Source organism: Microbacterium paraoxydans, assembly GCF_019056515.1.
Taxonomy (GTDB): Bacteria; Actinomycetota; Actinomycetes; order Actinomycetales; family Microbacteriaceae; genus Microbacterium.
This window is the reverse complement of sequence record NZ_CP064873.1, coordinates 1,606,929-1,623,992: the sequence shown is the minus strand read 5'-3', so window position 1 is coordinate 1,623,992 and position 17,064 is coordinate 1,606,929. Positions and strand designations below refer to the sequence as shown.

General features: G+C 70.1%; 16 protein-coding genes. 4 read left to right on the top strand and 12 right to left on the bottom strand.

Features of this window, described 5'->3' with window-relative positions:
* Positions 1-16 precede the first annotated feature (16 nt).
* Positions 17-2,086, top strand: coding sequence for an alpha-1,4-glucan--maltose-1-phosphate maltosyltransferase (locus IZR02_RS07690; RefSeq protein ID WP_217316590.1), 2,070 nt, complete (start codon positions 17-19; stop codon positions 2,084-2,086).
* Positions 2,083-4,284, top strand: coding sequence for a 1,4-alpha-glucan branching protein GlgB (gene glgB, locus IZR02_RS07685; RefSeq protein WP_025103368.1), 2,202 nt, complete (start codon positions 2,083-2,085; stop codon positions 4,282-4,284). Before IZR02_RS07690 ends, glgB begins: the two co-directional genes overlap by 4 nt.
* Before the next feature lie 39 nt (positions 4,285-4,323).
* Here glgB and IZR02_RS07680 read toward each other — a convergent pair whose 3' ends face one another.
* Positions 4,324-5,262 carry a tetratricopeptide repeat protein gene (locus IZR02_RS07680; RefSeq protein WP_025103367.1) on the bottom strand — a complete coding sequence of 313 codons (939 nt, stop codon included), beginning with the start codon at positions 5,260-5,262 and terminating at the stop codon, positions 4,324-4,326.
* On the bottom strand, positions 5,259-7,205 hold the full coding sequence (locus tag IZR02_RS07675) for a glycosyl transferase (protein ID WP_157544453.1): 1,947 nt from the start codon (positions 7,203-7,205) through the stop codon (positions 5,259-5,261). The genes IZR02_RS07680 and IZR02_RS07675 overlap by 4 nt, the downstream gene beginning before the upstream one ends.
* Before the next feature lie 178 nt (positions 7,206-7,383).
* Here IZR02_RS07675 and IZR02_RS07670 point away from each other — a divergent pair, with 178 nt between their 5' ends.
* On the top strand, positions 7,384-8,445 hold the full coding sequence (locus IZR02_RS07670; protein WP_025103365.1) for an AI-2E family transporter: 1,062 nt from the start codon (positions 7,384-7,386) through the stop codon (positions 8,443-8,445).
* Between the two features lie 18 nt (positions 8,446-8,463).
* On the opposite strand, the gene IZR02_RS07665 is transcribed toward IZR02_RS07670, so the two are convergent.
* The 9 genes from IZR02_RS07665 to rpsB form a co-directional block, all read right to left on the bottom strand.
* A complete protein-coding gene (locus tag IZR02_RS07665) occupies positions 8,464-9,180 on the bottom strand; it encodes an alpha/beta hydrolase (RefSeq protein WP_025103364.1) in 717 nt (238 codons plus the stop codon).
* A 2-nt stretch (positions 9,181-9,182) separates the two neighbouring features.
* Complete coding sequence (locus IZR02_RS07660) at positions 9,183-9,470, bottom strand: hypothetical protein (protein WP_025103363.1); 288 nt, start codon at positions 9,468-9,470, stop codon at positions 9,183-9,185.
* A 9-nt stretch (positions 9,471-9,479) separates the two neighbouring features.
* Positions 9,480-10,163 (bottom strand): transglycosylase SLT domain-containing protein, encoded by a 684-nt coding sequence (locus tag IZR02_RS07655; protein ID WP_025103362.1) that lies wholly within the window; start codon positions 10,161-10,163, stop codon positions 9,480-9,482.
* Between the two features lie 67 nt (positions 10,164-10,230).
* Positions 10,231-10,833, bottom strand: coding sequence for a DivIVA domain-containing protein (locus IZR02_RS07650; protein WP_374459847.1), 603 nt, complete (start codon positions 10,831-10,833; stop codon positions 10,231-10,233).
* A complete protein-coding gene (locus tag IZR02_RS07645; RefSeq protein WP_025103360.1) occupies positions 10,833-11,978 on the bottom strand; it encodes a phosphatidate cytidylyltransferase in 1,146 nt (381 codons plus the stop codon). The genes IZR02_RS07650 and IZR02_RS07645 overlap by 1 nt, the downstream gene beginning before the upstream one ends.
* Before the next feature lie 5 nt (positions 11,979-11,983).
* The gene (gene frr, locus IZR02_RS07640) at positions 11,984-12,538 is read right to left on the bottom strand and encodes a ribosome recycling factor (protein ID WP_062766584.1); all 555 of its coding nucleotides are present in this window, start codon (positions 12,536-12,538) and stop codon (positions 11,984-11,986) included.
* Between the two features lie 67 nt (positions 12,539-12,605).
* Positions 12,606-13,322 (bottom strand): UMP kinase, encoded by a 717-nt coding sequence (pyrH, locus tag IZR02_RS07635; RefSeq protein WP_025103358.1) that lies wholly within the window; start codon positions 13,320-13,322, stop codon positions 12,606-12,608.
* Positions 13,323-13,412: 90 nt separating this feature from the next.
* Entirely contained in the window at positions 13,413-14,240 is an 828-nt protein-coding gene (tsf, locus tag IZR02_RS07630) for a translation elongation factor Ts (protein WP_025103357.1), read from the bottom strand.
* A 41-nt stretch (positions 14,241-14,281) separates the two neighbouring features.
* A complete protein-coding gene (gene rpsB, locus IZR02_RS07625) occupies positions 14,282-15,223 on the bottom strand; it encodes a 30S ribosomal protein S2 (protein ID WP_025103356.1) in 942 nt (313 codons plus the stop codon).
* 306 nt (positions 15,224-15,529) lie between these two features.
* On the opposite strand from rpsB, the gene IZR02_RS07620 reads away from it, so the two are divergent.
* Positions 15,530-16,132 carry a murein hydrolase activator EnvC family protein gene (locus IZR02_RS07620; RefSeq protein ID WP_051582189.1) on the top strand — a complete coding sequence of 201 codons (603 nt, stop codon included), beginning with the start codon at positions 15,530-15,532 and terminating at the stop codon, positions 16,130-16,132.
* A gap of 21 nt (positions 16,133-16,153) precedes the next feature.
* On the opposite strand, the gene IZR02_RS07615 is transcribed toward IZR02_RS07620, so the two are convergent.
* Entirely contained in the window at positions 16,154-17,056 is a 903-nt protein-coding gene (locus IZR02_RS07615; RefSeq protein WP_025103354.1) for a tyrosine-type recombinase/integrase, read from the bottom strand.
* Between the last annotated feature and the right edge of the window lie 8 nt (positions 17,057-17,064).

The window sequence follows — 17,064 nt, the reverse complement described above, 5'->3', positions numbered from 1 at the left end:
GCGGTAGATTCGGCATGTGACTGCTCGTGCTGGAACCCGACCCACGGCTCTGCGGAGCCCCGTTCAGATCCCGACGCGCGCCGTCGACGCCGACCAGCCCGGAACCCTGCGGACCACCCGGATCCCGCTGCTGGACGGCACGCCGGTGGTTCCGGGAGGCTTCCCCGCCAAGGCGTTCGCAGGCGAGGTCGTCCCCTTCCGCGTCGTGGCGTTCCGCGAAGGGCACGACCTCATCGGCGTGCACGTGCGACTGACCTCACCGGCCGGCGAAGAGAGCCTGCACCGGCTCACGGCGCTCGCCGACGGCACCGATCGCTGGGAGGCGGAGATCGCCCTCGATGCGGAGGGCCTCTGGCGGTATCGCTTCGAGGCGTTCTCCGACGACTTCGCCACCTGGGCACACGCCGCGCACGTGAAGATCGCCGCCGGGGTGGACGCCCCCGTGATGGCCGCCCTCGGAGCCGAGCTCCTGCGACGGGCGGCTGCCGAGAAGGACCGCCCCGCAGCGCAGCGCACGCGCCTCAGGACCTGGGCGGAGGAACTCCGGGCCGGCGACCCCGTCGTCGCCGCCGAACGTGCCGTGGACCCCGACCTCGCGGCGATCTTCCGCGATCGCCCCGTCACGACGCTCCGTTCCGCCTCCGCGGAGCAGCTCCTCCGCGTGGAGCGCACCCGCGCCGGAGTCGGCGCCTGGTACGAGTTCTTCCCGCGGTCGGAGGGAGCCCGCCGCCTCAAGGACGGAACGGTCCGCAGCGGCACGTTCCGTACTGCAGCGAAGCGCCTGCCCGAGGTCGCCAGGATGGGCTTCGACGTGATCTACCTCGTCCCCGTGCATCCCATCGGCACGACCAACCGCAAGGGTCGCAACAACACCCTCGTCGCCGAGGCCGGGGACCCGGGCTCGCCGTACGCCATCGGAGCGGCGGAGGGCGGGCACGATGCGATCCACCCTGACCTCGGCACCCCGCAGGACTTCCGCGCCTTCGTGCGGGCCGCGCGGAAGGAGGGACTGGAGGTCGCCCTCGACCTCGCGCTGCAGGCCTCTCCCGACCACCCCTGGGTGCGCGACCACCCGGAGTGGTTCACCACCCTCCCCGACGGCACGATCGCGTACGCCGAGAACCCGCCGAAGAAGTACCAGGACATCTACCCGCTGAACTTCGACAACGACCCGGAGGGGATCGCCGCCGAGATGCTCCGGATCGTCCGGCACTGGGTGGCGGAGGGGGTTCGGATCTTCCGCGTGGACAACCCGCACACCAAGCCGCTGCAGTTCTGGGAGTGGCTGATCGCGACGGTGAACGAGACGGATCCCGACGTGATCTTCCTGGCCGAGGCGTTCACCCGACCGGCGGTGATGCGCGCGCTCGCCGCGGTGGGCTTCCAACAGAGCTACAGCTACTTCACGTGGCGCAACACCAAAGCGGAGCTGGAGGAGTTCCTCACGACGATCTCCCACGAGACGGCCGACTACATGCGCCCGAACCTCTTCGTCAACACGCACGACATCCTCACCGAATACCTCCAGTTCGGCGGACGCGCGGCCTACCGGATCCGCGCCTGCATCGCTGCCACCGCGGGCCCCGTGTACGGCGTGTATGCGGGATACGAACTCATCGAGAACGTGGCCCGCCCGGGTTCCGAGGAGAACATCGACAACGAGAAGTACGAGTACAAGTTCCGCGACTGGGCGGGGGCCGAGGAACGCGGGGAATCGCTGGCTCCGCTCCTGCGGCGGCTGAACGAGATCCGCGCGGCGCATCCGGCCCTGCGGCAGCTGCGCAACCTCGAGATGCACTGGAGCGACGATGACGCCATCCTCGTGTTCAGCAAGCATCTCGACGCCGCCTTCACCGGAACCGGGCGGCCGGACACGCTCATCGTCGTCGCGAACGTCGACCCGCACTCGGTGCGCGAGACCACCGTCCATCTCGACACCACACGCTGGGGCGTCCCCCTGGGTGAGAGCTACGAGGTGGAGGACCTGCTCACGGGCAGCGTCTGGACCTGGACCGATCACAACTACGTCCGGCTCGACGCCTTTGCCGAGCCGGTCCACATCCTGAAGGTGAGGGAGCGCGCATGAGCGGCATCGACGACACCGCGAACGCCGACTGGGAGGCCGTGGCGGAAGGGCGGCACCACGCGCCGCACGCCGTGCTCGGCGCCCACCCCGCGAAGGATGCGGCGGATCGCACTGTCACCGTGATCCGGGCTCGCCGTCCGCTCGCCGAGACGGTGGAGGCCGTCTTCGACGACGGCAGCCGCCTGACGCTCACCCACGTCGCGCACGGGGTGTGGGAGGGCACGCATCCGGGACCGCCGCTCCCCTACCGCCTCGCGACGCGCTACCGCGGCGAGGAGGAGAGCGTCGCGGGCGACCCGTACCGTCACGCGCCGACCCTCGGCGACCTGGACCTTCATCTGATCGCCGAAGGCCGGCACGAGCGGCTGTGGGAAGCGCTGGGAGCCCATCCCCGCACGCAGGGCGACGAGCAGGGCGTGTCCTTCGCCGTCTGGGCGCCCGATGCCACGGCCGTCCGTGTGGTGGGCGATCACAACGGCTGGAACGGTGAGAGTCACGCCATGCGCTCGCTCGGCGCGAGCGGCGTCTGGGAGCTCTTCATCCCCGACCTCCCCGTCGGCACCCGCTACAAGTTCGAGATCCGGACGCGGAGCGGCAGCTGGATCCTCAAGGCCGACCCGATGGCGTTGGCGGCGCAGGTGCCGCCGGAGACCGCCTCCGTCGTGACGGCGTCGTCCTACGTCTGGGAGGACGGCGCGTGGATGACCCGTCGTGCCGCCACGCATGCCGTCGCGCAGCCGCTGGCGGTGTACGAGGTGCACGTCGGCTCCTGGCGGGGCGGCCTGGGCTACCGCGACATGGCGGATCCACTGATCGCGCACGTACAGGAGACGGGGTTCACTCACGTCGAGTTCATGCCGCTCGCCGAGCATCCGTTCGGCGGATCCTGGGGATACCAGGTCAGCGGCTACTACGCGCCGACGAGCCGGTACGGCTCCCCCGACGACCTGCGCTACCTCATCGACCGCCTGCACCAGGCCGGCATCGGCGTGATCATGGATTGGGTGCCGGGACACTTCCCCAAGGACGACTTCGCGCTGGCCCGCTTCGACGGTCAGCCCCTGTACGAGCACCCCGACCCCCGGCGCGGAGAGCACCAGGACTGGGGCACGCTCATCTTCGACTACGGTCGTCCCGAGGTCCGCGGCTTCCTCGTCGCGAACGCGCTGTACTGGCTCGAGGAGTTCCACGTCGACGGTCTGCGCGTCGACGCCGTCGCCTCGATGCTCTACCTCGACTACTCGCGTCGCGAGGGTGAGTGGGAGCCGAACATCCACGGCGGACGCGAGAACCTGGAGGCGATCCGCTTCCTCCAGGAGGTCAACGCCACGGCCTACCGGCTGCACCCCGGGATCCTCATGATCGCCGAGGAGTCCACGAGCTTCCCGGGTGTCACCGCGCCGACGGATCACGCCGGCCTCGGGTTCGGGTTCAAGTGGAACATGGGGTGGATGAACGACTCGCTGCAGTACATCGGCAGAGACCCGATGTACCGGGCGCACCACGAGGGCGAGATGACCTTCTCATTCGTCTACGCGTTCGGCGAGAACTACGTGCTGCCGATCAGTCACGACGAGGTCGTGCACGGCAAGGGCAGCCTGCTGTCGAAGATGCCCGGCGACCACTGGCACAAGCTCGCGAACGTCCGCGCCTACCTCGCGTACATGTGGGGGCATCCGGGCAAGAAGCTGCTGTTCATGGGTCAGGAGTTCGGACAGCTCGCCGAGTGGTCGGAGGGGCGCGAGCTGGACTGGTGGCTCCGCGACCAGCCCTCGCACGCCCAGCTCCAGGACTTCGTCGCCGCGATGAACGGGGTGTACCGGGCGCAGGCACCGCTCTGGGAGCGCGACAGCGACGGCTCGGGGTTCACGCGGCTCGGGGCACCGAGCTGGGATCCGTCCGTGATCGCCTTCGAACGGCGGGACGCGCACGGCGGCCGTCTGGTCGTGGTCAGCAACTTCGCCGGCGTGGAGCGCACCGGGTACCGCCTGGGATTGCCGCGCCCCGGCGTCTGGCAGGAGATCCTGAACTCCGATGCCGACGTCTACGGCGGGCGCGGTTCCGGCAACCTCGGGATGGTGGTCGCCGAATCCGGAGACGGGGGCACGGCGACGGCCTCGATCACGCTGCCGGCCCTGTCCACGCTGTGGCTCCGCTATCAGCCGGAGCCGCACGTCCCCACCGTGAACAACGGCTGACGGGGGTCTGCGCGGGGGCGTTCCCCCCGCGCAGACCGCTCAGAAGAGCAGCGAGGAGAGCCGGTTGCGGGCCGCGATCACGCGCGGGTCTCCGGCTCCGATGAGACCGAAGAGCTCGACGAGGCGCTCGCGCACGGGCGTCCGCTGATCCGACGGCAGCTGCGCGAACAGGTCGAGCAGACGGCCGAACGCGTCGTCGACGTGTCCGCCGGCGAGGTCCAGATCGGCGACGTCGAACTGCGCCTGCACATCCTGCGGTGCGGCGGCGGCTGCTGCGCGCGCGGCCTGGAGGTCGAGCCCCTGCACGCGGTCGAGCAGGCGGACCTGACCGAGACCGGCGATGGCGTCCTCGTCGCGCGGGTTCTCGGCGAGGGCCTTCTCGTAGGCGGTGATGGCGGCACGGTAGTCCCCGCGCTCGATCGCGGCGAAGGCCTCCGCGTGCAGCGGCGGCAGCTCGGGCTCGGCCGGGGCGGCGGCCTCGGCCGCCTCGCCCTCTCCGACGGGCAGCGACCCGGACACCCCGTTCTGCGCCGCCACCTGCAGCAGCTGCGCGAACACCTCGCGGACCTGCTGCTCCGGAACCGCGCCCGTGAACATGGGGACCGGCTGACCGGCGATGAGGGCGACGACCATCGGGATCGACTGCGCGCGGAAGCTCTGCGCGAGCTGCGGGTTGGCGTCGACGTCGACCTTGGCGAGGAGGACGCGTCCGCCCAGCTCACGGGTGACCTTCTCGATGATCGGGCTCAGCTGCTTGCACGGCCCGCACCACTCGGCCCAGAGGTCGACGACGACCGGCACCGTGCGGGAGAGCTCGAGCACCTGGCCGAAGTTCTCATCGGTCGCGTCGACGACGACATCCGTGACCGGAGATCCGGCGGGAGCGGTCGCCGAGCCGCCTGCCGGGGCGGAGGGGCGATGGCGCAGGCTGGACAGGTCGACGGCACCGCGCAGGGCGGCGGGAGAGATCTCGCTCACTTGATCACCTTCACGGACACGAGGTCCTGGCGCGACGCCAGGAGCCGGATCGGGTCGCTCGATCCCTGCGAGGGGACGGCGAAGAACAGCTGGAATGCATAGGTCGTCTCGGCGCCCTTGGCGGACTCGTTGGCACCGGTGAGGGCCTTGGCCTCCTCGTTGTCGCCGAAGCGGATCACCACATCGGACGAGGTGGGAGTGATCGTCTCGACGTCCAGCACGGAGACGGCGACGATGGCACCGCTGTCCAGGGTCGTCAGGGAGACCGGGTCCTCCTCCGTCGGCGTCATGTCGAAGGCCGCCGTCGAGGTCTCCGCGGCACCGGCGTCGGCCAGCCCCTGCACCAGGCTCTGGCGGCTGTCGGTGATCGACTTCGCGAGGTTGAGTGCCAGCTCGTCGAACTGCCCGTACGACTCGCTCTTCTCCCCGTTGTCGACGACGTCCGCGAAGGCGGCGGCGACCTCGTCCGGGGGCACCGACAGGAACGCGGAGTCCGCGGGGACGAGGGAGGTGCCGAGCCAGCTCGCCGCCACCTCGGGGAAGGCCGCGTCGGCGGACATCTCGGCCATGTTCGTCACCTTGTAGTTGGACCAGGGGTCCGCCTGCGTCATGGTGAGGACCACGGGCGGCACGGTGTCGTCGCCGGTGCTCTTCGAGAGCATGAGGACGGTGCGCGGCCAGCGGTCGGTCGCCTCCGGAAGCACGACCTCGACGTCGTCGGTCGGGATCGCCGCCGGTGCGGGGCGGTCGGGCAGCTTCTCCCGCAGGGCGTAGTCGGTGGTGCGGGTCGCCAAAGCGGTCCCGTCCAGGCGGGTCGCCGCGAGATCGAGGTCCTTCTCCTCGTCGGCCTTCACCAGCGTCTCGGAGATCTCCCCGAGGATGCGGTCGGCCTGCGTCTCGGTGACCGCCGGGGGTTTCTGGTTGTCGGGCGCGATGACGGTGGGGCTCGGCGACGGCGACGCAGAGGCATCCCCGAACTCCGGCCAGGACTCGGCGCTGCAGCCGGCGGCCAGCACCGCGGTCAGACCGAGCGCGGGCACGACGAGCAGACGCCGACGACGGCGCGGGCGCACACTCTGCATGGCGTTCTTCCCCTCCGTGGGCTTCTCGTCGACGACCTCCGCGTCCTCCGCGTCGTCCTTCCGCGCCGGAGTCTTCGGCTCCGTGCCGTCCGCGGCCTCCAGCGCCTCCCGCTCGGACGGCGGGAGCGCCGCCACGTCGATCGGCTGGGTCGTGGGCAGCGGCCCCGGCCCCTTCCGGCGCGGGCCGCGGCCACGGCGCTGGTGGCGGATCGCGAGCACGTAGAGCACGAGCCCCACCAGCAGCACGACTCCGCCCGCGACCATGAGCGGACCGGCGAGCGGGGTCCGCGTGTCCAGCGGCCAGGAGACGACGATGTCGTCCGGCGCGTCCTCGGTGCCGTCGTAGGCGATCAGCACGCTCGTCCCCTCGGGGAGCTGCATGGTGTCGGTGGAGAGGAAGTTCTTCTCGCTGAAGGAGTCGAGCCACAGGTCCGACCCGGCCGGATTGCGGCCGGCGGGCTCGGCGGACTCCTCGTCCTCCGGCGCGGGGGTCTCGGAGTCGTCCGGCGCGGGGGTCTCGTCCGACTCCTCCGGGTCCGGGGCCGCGACGTGCTCGACGAGGAGCTCGTCGTCGTCGCCGACCGAGACGTGGTTGTACTCCGCGTCAGAGAGCCACGCCTCCATGTCGGCCGTACGGCCGTAGCTCGCGAAGATCTCGCCCTCGCCGCGGATCAGCACCTTCTGCGCGCCCGGGTTCATCCGGAGCACATCGCCGTCCATCAGCACGTACGGAGCGGGCTCCTCGATGTCGACGCGGGCCTCCTGGGACGAAGGACCGACGAAGACGGTGCGTTGGGCGATCCCCGCACCGATCAGCACGGCAGCCAGCACGAAGGCCACGACGGCCCATACGAAACGCACGAATAGTCTCCTCACGCACCACGGCTTCCCGCCCGTGACGCCACACTCGACATTTCAGACTAGCGAAGTCACCTGTGTGTTGACCACGAGGCCCCTCCCCTGGCGACGCTGCGGCACGTCGGCGACGCGTCGTGGCCGGTCATGGGTAGCCTTGCTGCAGCCGTTCCGAGGAGTCTGCATGAAGATCCACAACCCGTTCCGCACCGCCCTCGTGGCGACACTCGGCGTGGGCCTCGGCATCGTGCTGATCAGCAGCGTGCAGACGCTTTCCACGGTGCTGCTCTACATCGGCACCGCTCTCTTCCTCAGCCTCGGGCTCGATCCGCTCGTCACGTTCCTCGAGCGACGGCGCCTGCCCCGCTGGCTCGCGGTCCTGGTCACGATCGTCGCCGTGCTGGCGGTCTTCAGCGGGATCGTGCTCATCGTCCTCCCGGTGCTGGTCGACCAGATCTCCCAGCTCATCGCGCAGATCACGGCGATCGTGCAGCGGGGAACCGCCATCGAGGACCTGCGCACGTGGATCCAGGAGACCTTCCCCAACCTCCGCGTCGACGACGTGTTCGCCTACGTCGAGGACTGGCTGGCGACGAACCTCGCCGAGATCGGCGGATCGATCGGTCAAGGCGTGCTCGTCGCCAGCGGGGCCGTGCTGAGCGGGGTGTTCGGCGCCTTCATCGTGCTCATCCTGACCATCTACCTCACGGCCTCCACCCCCTCGCTCAAGCGCGCGGTGTACCAGCTCGTGCCGGCGTCCAAGCGGGACCGCTTCATCGACCTCTCCGAGCAGATCACCGACTCCGTGGGCTACTACGTCATGGGGCAGGTCAGCCAGGGGGTCATCAACGGCATCCTCAGCGCCATCTACCTCACGATCATCGACGCGCCGTTCCCCGCCGTCCTCGCCGTCGTCGCCTTCTTCTTCTCGCTCATCCCCCTCGTCGGCACCCTGACGGGTTCGACGATCATCGTCCTCGTCTGCCTGATCCCCGGTCTCGGCTCCCCCGGCACGGCTCTCGCCGCGGCGATCTACTACCTCATCTACATGCAGATCGAGGCGTACGTGATCTCGCCGCGGATCATGAGCCGCGCCGTGTCGGTGCCCGGCGCCGTGGTGGTCGTGGCCGCCCTCGCCGGAGGAAGCCTGCTCGGTTTGCTCGGCGCGCTCATCGCGATCCCCGTGGCGGCCAGCATCCTCATCATCTACCGGCAGGTGCTGATCCCCCGCATGAACGAGCGGTGACCGGACCGTCGCTCCGCGTCAGCCCTCGACGGGCCAGTGCGTCGGCAGCGGCAGGGCCGACGGGTTGACCGCGGCGACGATCTCGGTGAGCACGCGCCTCGTCTGCGTCTCCCCCACCCACAAATGCTTCCCGCCGTCGACGGCGATCAGCTGCGCGTGCGGGATGCTCGCGAACCGCTCCCGGGCCTCGGCGGGGCGCAGGTAGTCGTCCAGCTCGGGGACGAGGATGACGACGCGGTGGTCGGTCGTCCCCCAAGCGGCGACCTCCTCCGCCGTCGCGCGGTGCAGTGGCGGCGAGAGCAGGATGATGCCCTCGATGTCGTGGTCGGCGCCGTACTTCAGCGCGAGTTCCGTTCCGAACGACCAGCCGACGAGCCAGGGGCGAGGCAATCCGCGGTCACGCACGAAGTCCATGGCGGCGGCGACGTCGAACTGCTCCGCAGCCCCACCGTCGAATGCGCCCTCGCTCGTGCCGCGCGGCGACGTCGTGCCGCGCGTGTTGAACCGCAGGACGGCGAGATCGGCCAGGGCAGGCAGGCGTGCGGACGCCTTGCGGATGATGTGCGAGTCCATGAAGCCGCCCGCCGTCGGCAGCGGATGCAGCGTCACCAGCGTGGCCACCGGGGCGGCCGTCTCGGGCACCGCCAGCTCGCCCACCAGCGTGAGCCCGTCTGCGGTGTGCAGCTCGATGTCCTCACGCGTCGCGGGGAGCTCGAGCGGTCCGCGGATCTCCATGGTCATGCGATCCTCCAACAGGGGGTGTGCCAGTGTCTGCGGTCGGCCAGCGCCGCCGCCTCGCCGAGGATGCCATCCGCCCGCCAGGCGACGAGATGCGCCGTCCCGGGGTCGACGGACCGGCCGCAGCCTGGGCAGACGTAGGCCTTCTGCGCCTGGACGGCGGAGACCGGCTGGACCGTCCACTCCACGCCACGACGCACCTCGGTGCGCTTCCACCCGGCGAGGAGGCGATCGAACGAATCCTCGCCCTCAGGGCGCGCGGAAGGACGACGACGTGAGCGGGGCATGGTGCCGGCTCACCACCAGTGGTTGGTGACCCAGAAGTTGTACGCGCCGGCCCAGCTGCCGTACCGACCGGTGGCGTAGCCGGTGGCCCAGCGCAGGTTGTCCACCGGGTTGTAGCCGTTGCCGGGCACCTTGCTGCAGGGAAGAGCCTGGACGAGCCCGCAGGCACCGGAGGAGGAGTTGGTGGCGTTCGGGTTCCACCCGCTCTCCCGCGACACGATGTAGTCGACGTACTGCCAGTCGCCCTGAGCGATGCCGGCCGCGGCCATCCACTCCGCCGGCGCACCGCCGCCGCTGTACGGCGGGAGACCCCCGCCGGAGGACCCGCCCTGCGAACCGGACGACGGCGTGCTCGCGGGAGCCGCCGGCTTCGGCTTGGGCTTGGGCTTCGGCTTGACGTACACCTCGAAGGACCCGCGCTCGACCGGCGTGATCGCTGCGCCTTCCACGGTGACGGTGAGGTTCTGCGTGTCCGCGAGAGCCGCCGCGTACACGGAGTCCGGAGCTTCCGTGGCGACCGGCTGCGCGAGGGCGACGCCGGTCGGAGCGACCATCGCGGCGGCGAATCCGACGACCGCGAGAGAGCTGAAGACACCGGCGACACCCCGGCGACGCGACCAGCGTCGCGTGCCTCGGGAGGCGGACGTAGCCGTCGCTGCGGGTACCAGCGCGGCGTCGCTTCGTTCGGGAATCATGTCGTTTCGGGAGTTCACGATGGTGGACAGTCTACGCATACCTGCCTGAACAGGCCATCAGGCAGGCTCAGCGGACCGCCAGGATGACGTCGATCGTGGCGTCGAGCAGCGCATCGACCTGCTCCTCGCGGTAGCCGCCGCGCTGCATGCGGAACGCCGCGGACCGCAGCTGTTCGGCGGTCAGCGCGTCGCCGTCGCGGAGGTACCGGACGATGCGGGAGGTGACGTGATCGACCTCGTCGACGCGGTACCCGAAGGTGAGGATTCCGGTGCGGGCGAACCGATGACGCCGCGGACGCGCGAGGTGGTCGAGGATCACCTGTGCATCGGCCCTGGCCTGTTCCACCCAGGCTCCCGCTCCGCGGGCGCGCACGGCGCGCTCGCGCTCTCGGGCCGCGAAAGCATCCTCGACCCGGCCGAGCGCGGCATCGACCTCCGCCACCGCATACCCCTCCTTCACGAGGGGGAACGAGGCGGTGCGCACGTCCTCGGCGGTGAGATCGTCTCCTCCGCCCTCGAACGCCTGACGCGCCGAGGCGAGGAAGGTGTCGACGGCCGCACGGTGGTAGCCCTTGGTGCGACCGCTCGTGAGCGCGAACGCAGGCTTCGCCATGCTGCGCGCAGAGGTGTCGACCCCGTCGTCGTTGATCACAGCACCGCTGTCGTTCATCAGAGCACCAACCAGGGAGAGAGGAGGAAGTACAGGCACAGGGCGGGGATGGTCGACAGCAGGATGCTGTCCAGGCGATCCAGGAGACCGCCGTGGCCGGGGAGCCAGGAGCTCATGTCCTTGATGCCCAGGTCGCGCTTCAGCATGGACTCGCCGAGGTCGCCGAGCGTCGCGGACAGCAGGATCGCCGCCCCGAAGATCACGCCGCCCCACCAGGGCAGATCGAGGAGGAACAGGGCCAGGAGCACGCCCGCCGCCAAGGAGGCGACCACGGCGCCGCCGAAGCCCTCCCAGGTCTTCTTCGGGCTGATCCGGGGCGCCATCGGATGCCGGCCGAACGCCAGACCCGCGGCGTACGCCCCGGTGTCGGCCGCCACCGCGATCGCGATGAAGCTCAGCACCCACCACTGGCCGCCCTCCTGCTCGAGCAGGATGAGGGCCACGCCGGCGAGGAACGGCACGTACACCTGGATGAAACCGCCGATCACGGCGTCGGTGAGCACGTCACCGTAGGTGCGACCGTCCTTCGCGACCATCTGGGCGAGCAGCCGCCACACGATGACGAAGGCCACGGCGACGAACAGCATGACCCAGCTCAGCCACGGCTCGGCGAAGTACGCGGACAGCACCAGGAAGGTGGCCGCGACCAGCTGCGGGATCACATCCACGCGGCGCCCGGCCGCCCGCAGCGCCCGGGACAGCTCGTAGACGCCGAGGAGGGCGGCGGCCAGCGCGAACGGGACGAACAGCGCCTTGATGAACAGCAGCGATCCGAGGAGGGCGGCGCCGAAAGCGAGCCCGATCACGATCGCGAGCACGAGGTCGCGGCCGGTGCGCTGTTTGATGCGTTCGTTGGCCTGATCGAGCTGGTCGCGGGCGTGCGACACGTGCGTCCCGAACTCATCCCGCGCCTGGCGCCACTGCTCGCGGATCGCGTTGTGATCCGCGGTGTCCAGCCGCTCCGCCGTGACGGAAGGAGCGGGAGGCGTGACGGGGAGAGGTGGACGCGGCGGCACGCTCCCGGCGTCGAATCCCGGGAACGACGCATCGCCGAGCGGGGCACCCCCATCGGAGACCCGGTCCGGCTGTGCCTCCCGGCGGGTCACCGGAGTGCCCTCCTCGGCGCCGCGCGATTCATCGGACATACGAGCTACACCTCGAGGAGTTCGGCCTCTTTGCGCTTGAGCGCGTCGTCGATGAGGTCGACGTGCTGACGGGTCAGCGCGTCCAGCTCCTTCTCGCCGCGGGCGATCTCGTCCTCGCCGAGCTCGCTCTTCAGAGCGTCGAGCTCGTCCTTCGCCTTCCGGCGGATGCCGCGGACGTGGACCTTGGCGTCCTCGGCCTTCGACTTCACGAGCTTCACGTACTCCTTGCGCCGCTCGGCGGTGAGCTCGGGCATCGTGACCCGTACGAGGTTGCCGTCGTTCGTGGGGTTCGCCCCGAGGTTCGGCATGTCGCGGATCGCCTGCTCGATCGCCTTGAGCGCCGACTTGTCGTACGGCGTGATGATGAGCGTGCGCGCTTCCTGGTTGGCGAGCGAGGCGAGCTGCGCCAGCGGCGTCGGCGTGCCGTAGTAGTCGACCAGCACCTTCTGGAAGAGCTGGGGGTTCGCACGACCCGTGCGCACCGTGGAGAAGTCCTCCTTGGCAGCCTCGACGGCCCGGGACATGCGGGTGGTGGTTTCAGCGAGGACGTCCGCGATCACGGTGGCTCCTATCGTCGGGGTGTTCTGGAAATTCTATCGGGAGCGGGCTCCCGTCCCGTGCAGGCGCTCAGGCCGTGACGAGCGTGCCGATGGGCTCGCCCAGGAGCGCGCGGGTCACGTTGCCCGCCGGCTCCATCCCGAAGACGCGCATGTCCATGTTGTTGTCCATGCACAGGCTGAACGCCGTGGAGTCGACGACCTTGAGTCCCTGCTGCAGCGCGTCGCGGTAGGTCACGCGCTCGATGCGCTCCGCGTCGGCGTGCTTGTTCGGGTCGGCGGTGTAGATGGCGTCGACGCCGTTCTTGGCGACGAGCACCTCCTGCGCGCCGATCTCCAGGGCGCGCTGTGCGGCCACGGTGTCGGTGGAGAAGTACGGCAGGCCTGCGCCGGCGCCGAAGATCACGACGCGGCCCTTCTCCATGTGGCGCTCTGCGCGACGCGGGATGTAGGGCTCGGCGACCTGGGTCATCGAGATCGCGGACTGCACGCGGGTGGCGGCGCCCGCCTGCTCCAGGAAGTCCTGCAGCGCGAGCGCGTTCATGACGGTACCGAGCATGCCCATGTAGTCCGCTCGTCCGCGGTCCATTCCCCGCTGGCTGAGCTCCGCGCCGCGGAAGAAGTTGCCCCCGCCGACGACGACGGCCACCTCAACGCGGTCGACCGCGGCGGCGATCTCGCGCGCCATCTGGCTGACCACGTCAGGGTTCACGCCGAGCTGACCGGCGCCGAACGCCTCTCCGGAGAGCTTCAGGAGGACGCGGCGGCGTCCGGTGCGTTCAGTCATGGGGGATGTCCTCTCGTCCCGATTCAAGATAGTGCCTGGTGGGCATGAAGAAGGGGTTCGGATCGAGTGATCCGAACCCCTTCGACAGTGCTACGCGCCGACCTTGAAGCGCGCGAAGTCCGTCACGGTGATACCGGCGTCCTTCGCCACCTGGGCGACGGAGAGCTTGTTGTCCTTCGCGTAGTCCTGCTCGAGCAGGGCGACCTGCTTGATGAACGCGGCGACACGGCCCTCGACGATCTTCGGCAGGGCGGCCTCGGGCTTGCCCTCGTTGCGGGAGATCTCGGTGACGATCTCGCGCTCCTTCTCGACCGCGTCCGCCGGAACGTCCTCGCGGGACAGGTACGACGGGTTGGCGAACGAGATGTGCTGGGCGATGCTGCGCGCGGTCGCGGCGTCGTCACCCGTGTAGGCGACGACGACCCCGATCTGCGGCGGCAGGTCCTTGCTCGTGCGGTGCAGGTAGACCTCGACGCTGTCACCGGTGACGGTGCGCACGCGACGGAGCTCGACCTTCTCGCCGATGATGGCGGCCTCTTCCGAGATGAGCTGCTCGACGGTCTTGTCGCCCGCCGGAGCGGCCAGGGCGGCCTCGACCGAGTCGGCCTTCACGGCGGCGACGGCGTCGGCGACCTTGTCGGCCAGCGCGATGAAGCGCTCGTTCTTCGCGACGAAGTCGGTCTCACAGGCGAGCTCGACGAGCGTCACGGCGCCGTCCTGCTCGCGAGCGACGACGAGGCCCTCGCTGGTCGAACGGTCGGCGCGCTTGGCGTTGCCCTTGGCACCCTTCAGACGCAGGATCTCGGTGGCCTTCTCGACGTCGCCGTCAGCCTCCTCGAGCGCCTTCTTGGTGTCGACCATTCCCGTGCCGAGCTGCTCACGCAGCGCCTTGAGGTCGGCGATGGTGAAGTTGGCCATGTGTGGTGGCTCCTTGCTTCGTTGTGTGGGTGTACGAGAGATTACTTGGCGTCAGCGGCCTCGGCGGCGGCGACCTCGGCGGTCTCCTCACCGGAAGCGGCGGCGATCGCCTCGTCGTGCGCCTGGGCACCGGCCTCGTCGGCGGCGGTGGCGTCGGCGGCCGGGGTCTCGACGACGGCGGCCTCGTCATCCGCGGTCACGACCTCGGCGGCGTCAGCGGACTCCTGCACGGGAGCCTCGAGAAGCTCCTTCTCCCACTCGGCCAGCGGCTCGGCGTCGCCCGACTCCGGGTTGTGCTTCTGCTGCAGGCCCTCGGCGGCGGCGTCGGCGATGATGCGCGTCAGCAGCGACACCGAACGGATGGCGTCGTCGTTGCCGGGGATCGGGTACTGGAAGTCGTCCGGGTCGGCGTTGGTGTCGAGGATGCCGATCACCGGGATGCCGAGCTTCTTGGCCTCGTCGATGGCGAGGTGCTCACGCTTGGCGTCGACGACCCAGAGGGCGGACGGCGTCTTGGTGAGGTTGCGGATACCGCCCAGCGACTTGTGCAGCTTGTCCAGCTCGCGCTTCTTGAGCAGCAGCTCCTTCTTCGTAAAGCCGGAGGCGGAGGGGTTCTCGTAGTCGAGCTCCTCGAGCTCCTTCATGCGGGCGAGACGCTTCGCGATGGTGGAGAAGTTGGTGAGGAGGCCGCCGAGCCAGCGCTGGTTCACGTAGGGCTGGCCGACGCGCGTGGCCTGCTCCGCGAGGATCTCCTGCGCCTGCTTCTTGGTGCCGACGAAGAGGATCGTGCCGCCGTGCGCCACGGTCTCCTTGACGAAGTCGTACGCCTTGTCGATGTAGCCGAGCGACTGCTGGAGGTCGATGATGTGGATGCCGCTGCGCTCCGTGAGGATGAAGCGCTTCACCTTCGGGTTCCACCGACGGGTCTGGTGTCCGAAGTGCACGCCGCTGTCGAGCAGCTGGCGGATGGTGACCACAGCCATGGTCGTCTCCTGATTCTGGCGCGGGACGCGCCGTTGAGGTTGTCATGCCGACCGGACGGTCGGACATCCTGGTGCCCGGCTCACGCCCACCCGTTCGGAGACGGGACCTGCGGGAGTGGATGCCACGACAAAGTCGCTCTGGGCACGCGTAGTCACCCCGAGATCGAGGTGCTCGTCCAGCATACAGGATCATGCGCCCACAGCTCGTCCTCCCCAGCAGCGCGATTCCGGGTCTTCTCCCCTGCCGCCGTCCCCAGCGGAGAGAACCCGCTCCACCGGCCCACACCGGCCACGCACACTCGCGTGATGACTCCTCCAGCCCCTCCTCGTCCTCGCTGTCGCCCGTACCCCTCTCTCCTCCGGGTGCTGATCGCCGCCGTGCTCGCCGCTGTCGTGCTCCTGTGCGGCGGTGCTCCGTTCCCGTCTCCTCCCGCCGCGCAAGCGGCGTCGGCACCGCACGGCCTCACGCCCGTGCCCGAGGAGTTCGTCTCCGACGTTCCCTGGCGATGGCCCGTCGACGGGACTCGGCGCGTGAGCGTCGCCTACCGCGCGCCGGCGCACGCCTATGGTCCCGGGCACCGCGGCGTGGATATCGTCGCGAGCGCGGGCGACCCCGTCCTCGCCCCTGCGGAGGGGGTGGTCGCGTTCCAGGGCGTCGTCGTCGACCGCCCGCTGCTCACGATCCGACACGCCGACGGTCTCGTGAGCACGTTCGAGCCGGTGGAGTCGCCCCTGCGCGCGGGAGACCCGGTCCGCCGGGGCCAGGACATCGGCCGTGTCGCCACGGGCGGTCACACTCCCCCGGACGCGCTGCACATCGGGGTACGACGCGACGGCGAGTACCTCAACCCGATGGTGCTGTTCGGCGGTCTCCTGCGGGCGCGCCTCCTGCCCTGCTGCGACGGATGACCCGACGCGCGGGCTCCGCGCTCAGGCCCGAGGGTGTGCCAGTCGATACGTCGCCGTCAGCCGCTCCGCCGAGACATGCGTGTAGATCTGGGTGGTGCCCAGGCTCGCGTGCCCCAGGATCTCCTGCACCGCGCGGAGATCCGCACCACCGTCCAGCAGGTGGGTCGCCGCCGTGTGGCGGAGGGCGTGCGGCCCGACGGTCTCGGCGCCGACGACGGGCGCGAGCGCACGGGCGACCACCTCGTAGACGGTTCGCGGACCGACACGTCCCCCGCGACTGCCGAGGAAGACGGCGGGCGACGCGGCGCCGGACCGCGCGAGCAGAGCCGGTCGAGCGCGGCGCAGGTAGGCGGTGAGCGCATCCCGCGCCGGCGCGCCGAACGGGACGACGCGCTCCTTGTCGCCCTTGCCTCGCACGAGGGCCGTCCCCCGATCGAGATCCAGGTCGTCGATGTCGAGGCCGCAGAGTTCGGAGACGCGGACCGCGGCGCCGTAGAGGAGCTCCAGCACCGCGTGGTCGCGGAGGGCGGTGGGATCACCCGAGGCCGCCGCCTGCCGATGTCGTTCCAACAACTCGGACATCGCGTCCTTCGATGCCACCGTCGGCAGCGTCTTCGCGCGCTTCGGCGCCACGAGCCGCAGGCTGGGGTCGACGGGGACGATGTCCTGCTCGCGCGCCCAGCCGAAGAACGCCCGCGCGGTGGCTGCGCGTCGGGCCAGCGTCGCACGGGCGTCGCCGCGCTGGGTCGCCTGCCAGAGCCATTCGCGCAGCATCTCCAGGTCGATCCGGTCGACCGGGCCGCCCCCGACGCTCGCCCCGAGGTCCCGCAGATCGGAGCGGTACGCCTTCACGGTCGCCGGAGAGAGCCGACGCACCTTCTCGAGGTGGTCGGCGAACGCCTCGACAGCGACCGCGAAGTCCATATCCCCAG

Coding starts and splice junctions, on each gene's coding strand:
- glgB (WP_025103368.1), top strand. CDS start 2,083: ATGAGCGGCATCGACGACACCGCGAACGCCGACTGGGAGGCCGTGGCG.
- IZR02_RS07670 (WP_025103365.1), top strand. CDS start 7,384: ATGAAGATCCACAACCCGTTCCGCACCGCCCTCGTGGCGACACTCGGC.
- IZR02_RS07665 (WP_025103364.1), bottom strand. CDS start 9,180: ATGGAGATCCGCGGACCGCTCGAGCTCCCCGCGACGCGTGAGGACATC.
- IZR02_RS07660 (WP_025103363.1), bottom strand. CDS start 9,470: ATGCCCCGCTCACGTCGTCGTCCTTCCGCGCGCCCTGAGGGCGAGGAT.
- IZR02_RS07655 (WP_025103362.1), bottom strand. CDS start 10,163: ATGATTCCCGAACGAAGCGACGCCGCGCTGGTACCCGCAGCGACGGCT.
- IZR02_RS07650 (WP_374459847.1), bottom strand. CDS start 10,833: ATGAACGACAGCGGTGCTGTGATCAACGACGACGGGGTCGACACCTCT.
- IZR02_RS07645 (WP_025103360.1), bottom strand. CDS start 11,978: ATGTCCGATGAATCGCGCGGCGCCGAGGAGGGCACTCCGGTGACCCGC.
- pyrH (WP_025103358.1), bottom strand. CDS start 13,322: ATGACTGAACGCACCGGACGCCGCCGCGTCCTCCTGAAGCTCTCCGGA.
- tsf (WP_025103357.1), bottom strand. CDS start 14,240: ATGGCCAACTTCACCATCGCCGACCTCAAGGCGCTGCGTGAGCAGCTC.
- rpsB (WP_025103356.1), bottom strand. CDS start 15,223: ATGGCTGTGGTCACCATCCGCCAGCTGCTCGACAGCGGCGTGCACTTC.
- IZR02_RS07620 (WP_051582189.1), top strand. CDS start 15,530: ATGACTCCTCCAGCCCCTCCTCGTCCTCGCTGTCGCCCGTACCCCTCT.
- IZR02_RS07615 (WP_025103354.1), bottom strand. CDS start 17,056: ATGGACTTCGCGGTCGCTGTCGAGGCGTTCGCCGACCACCTCGAGAAG.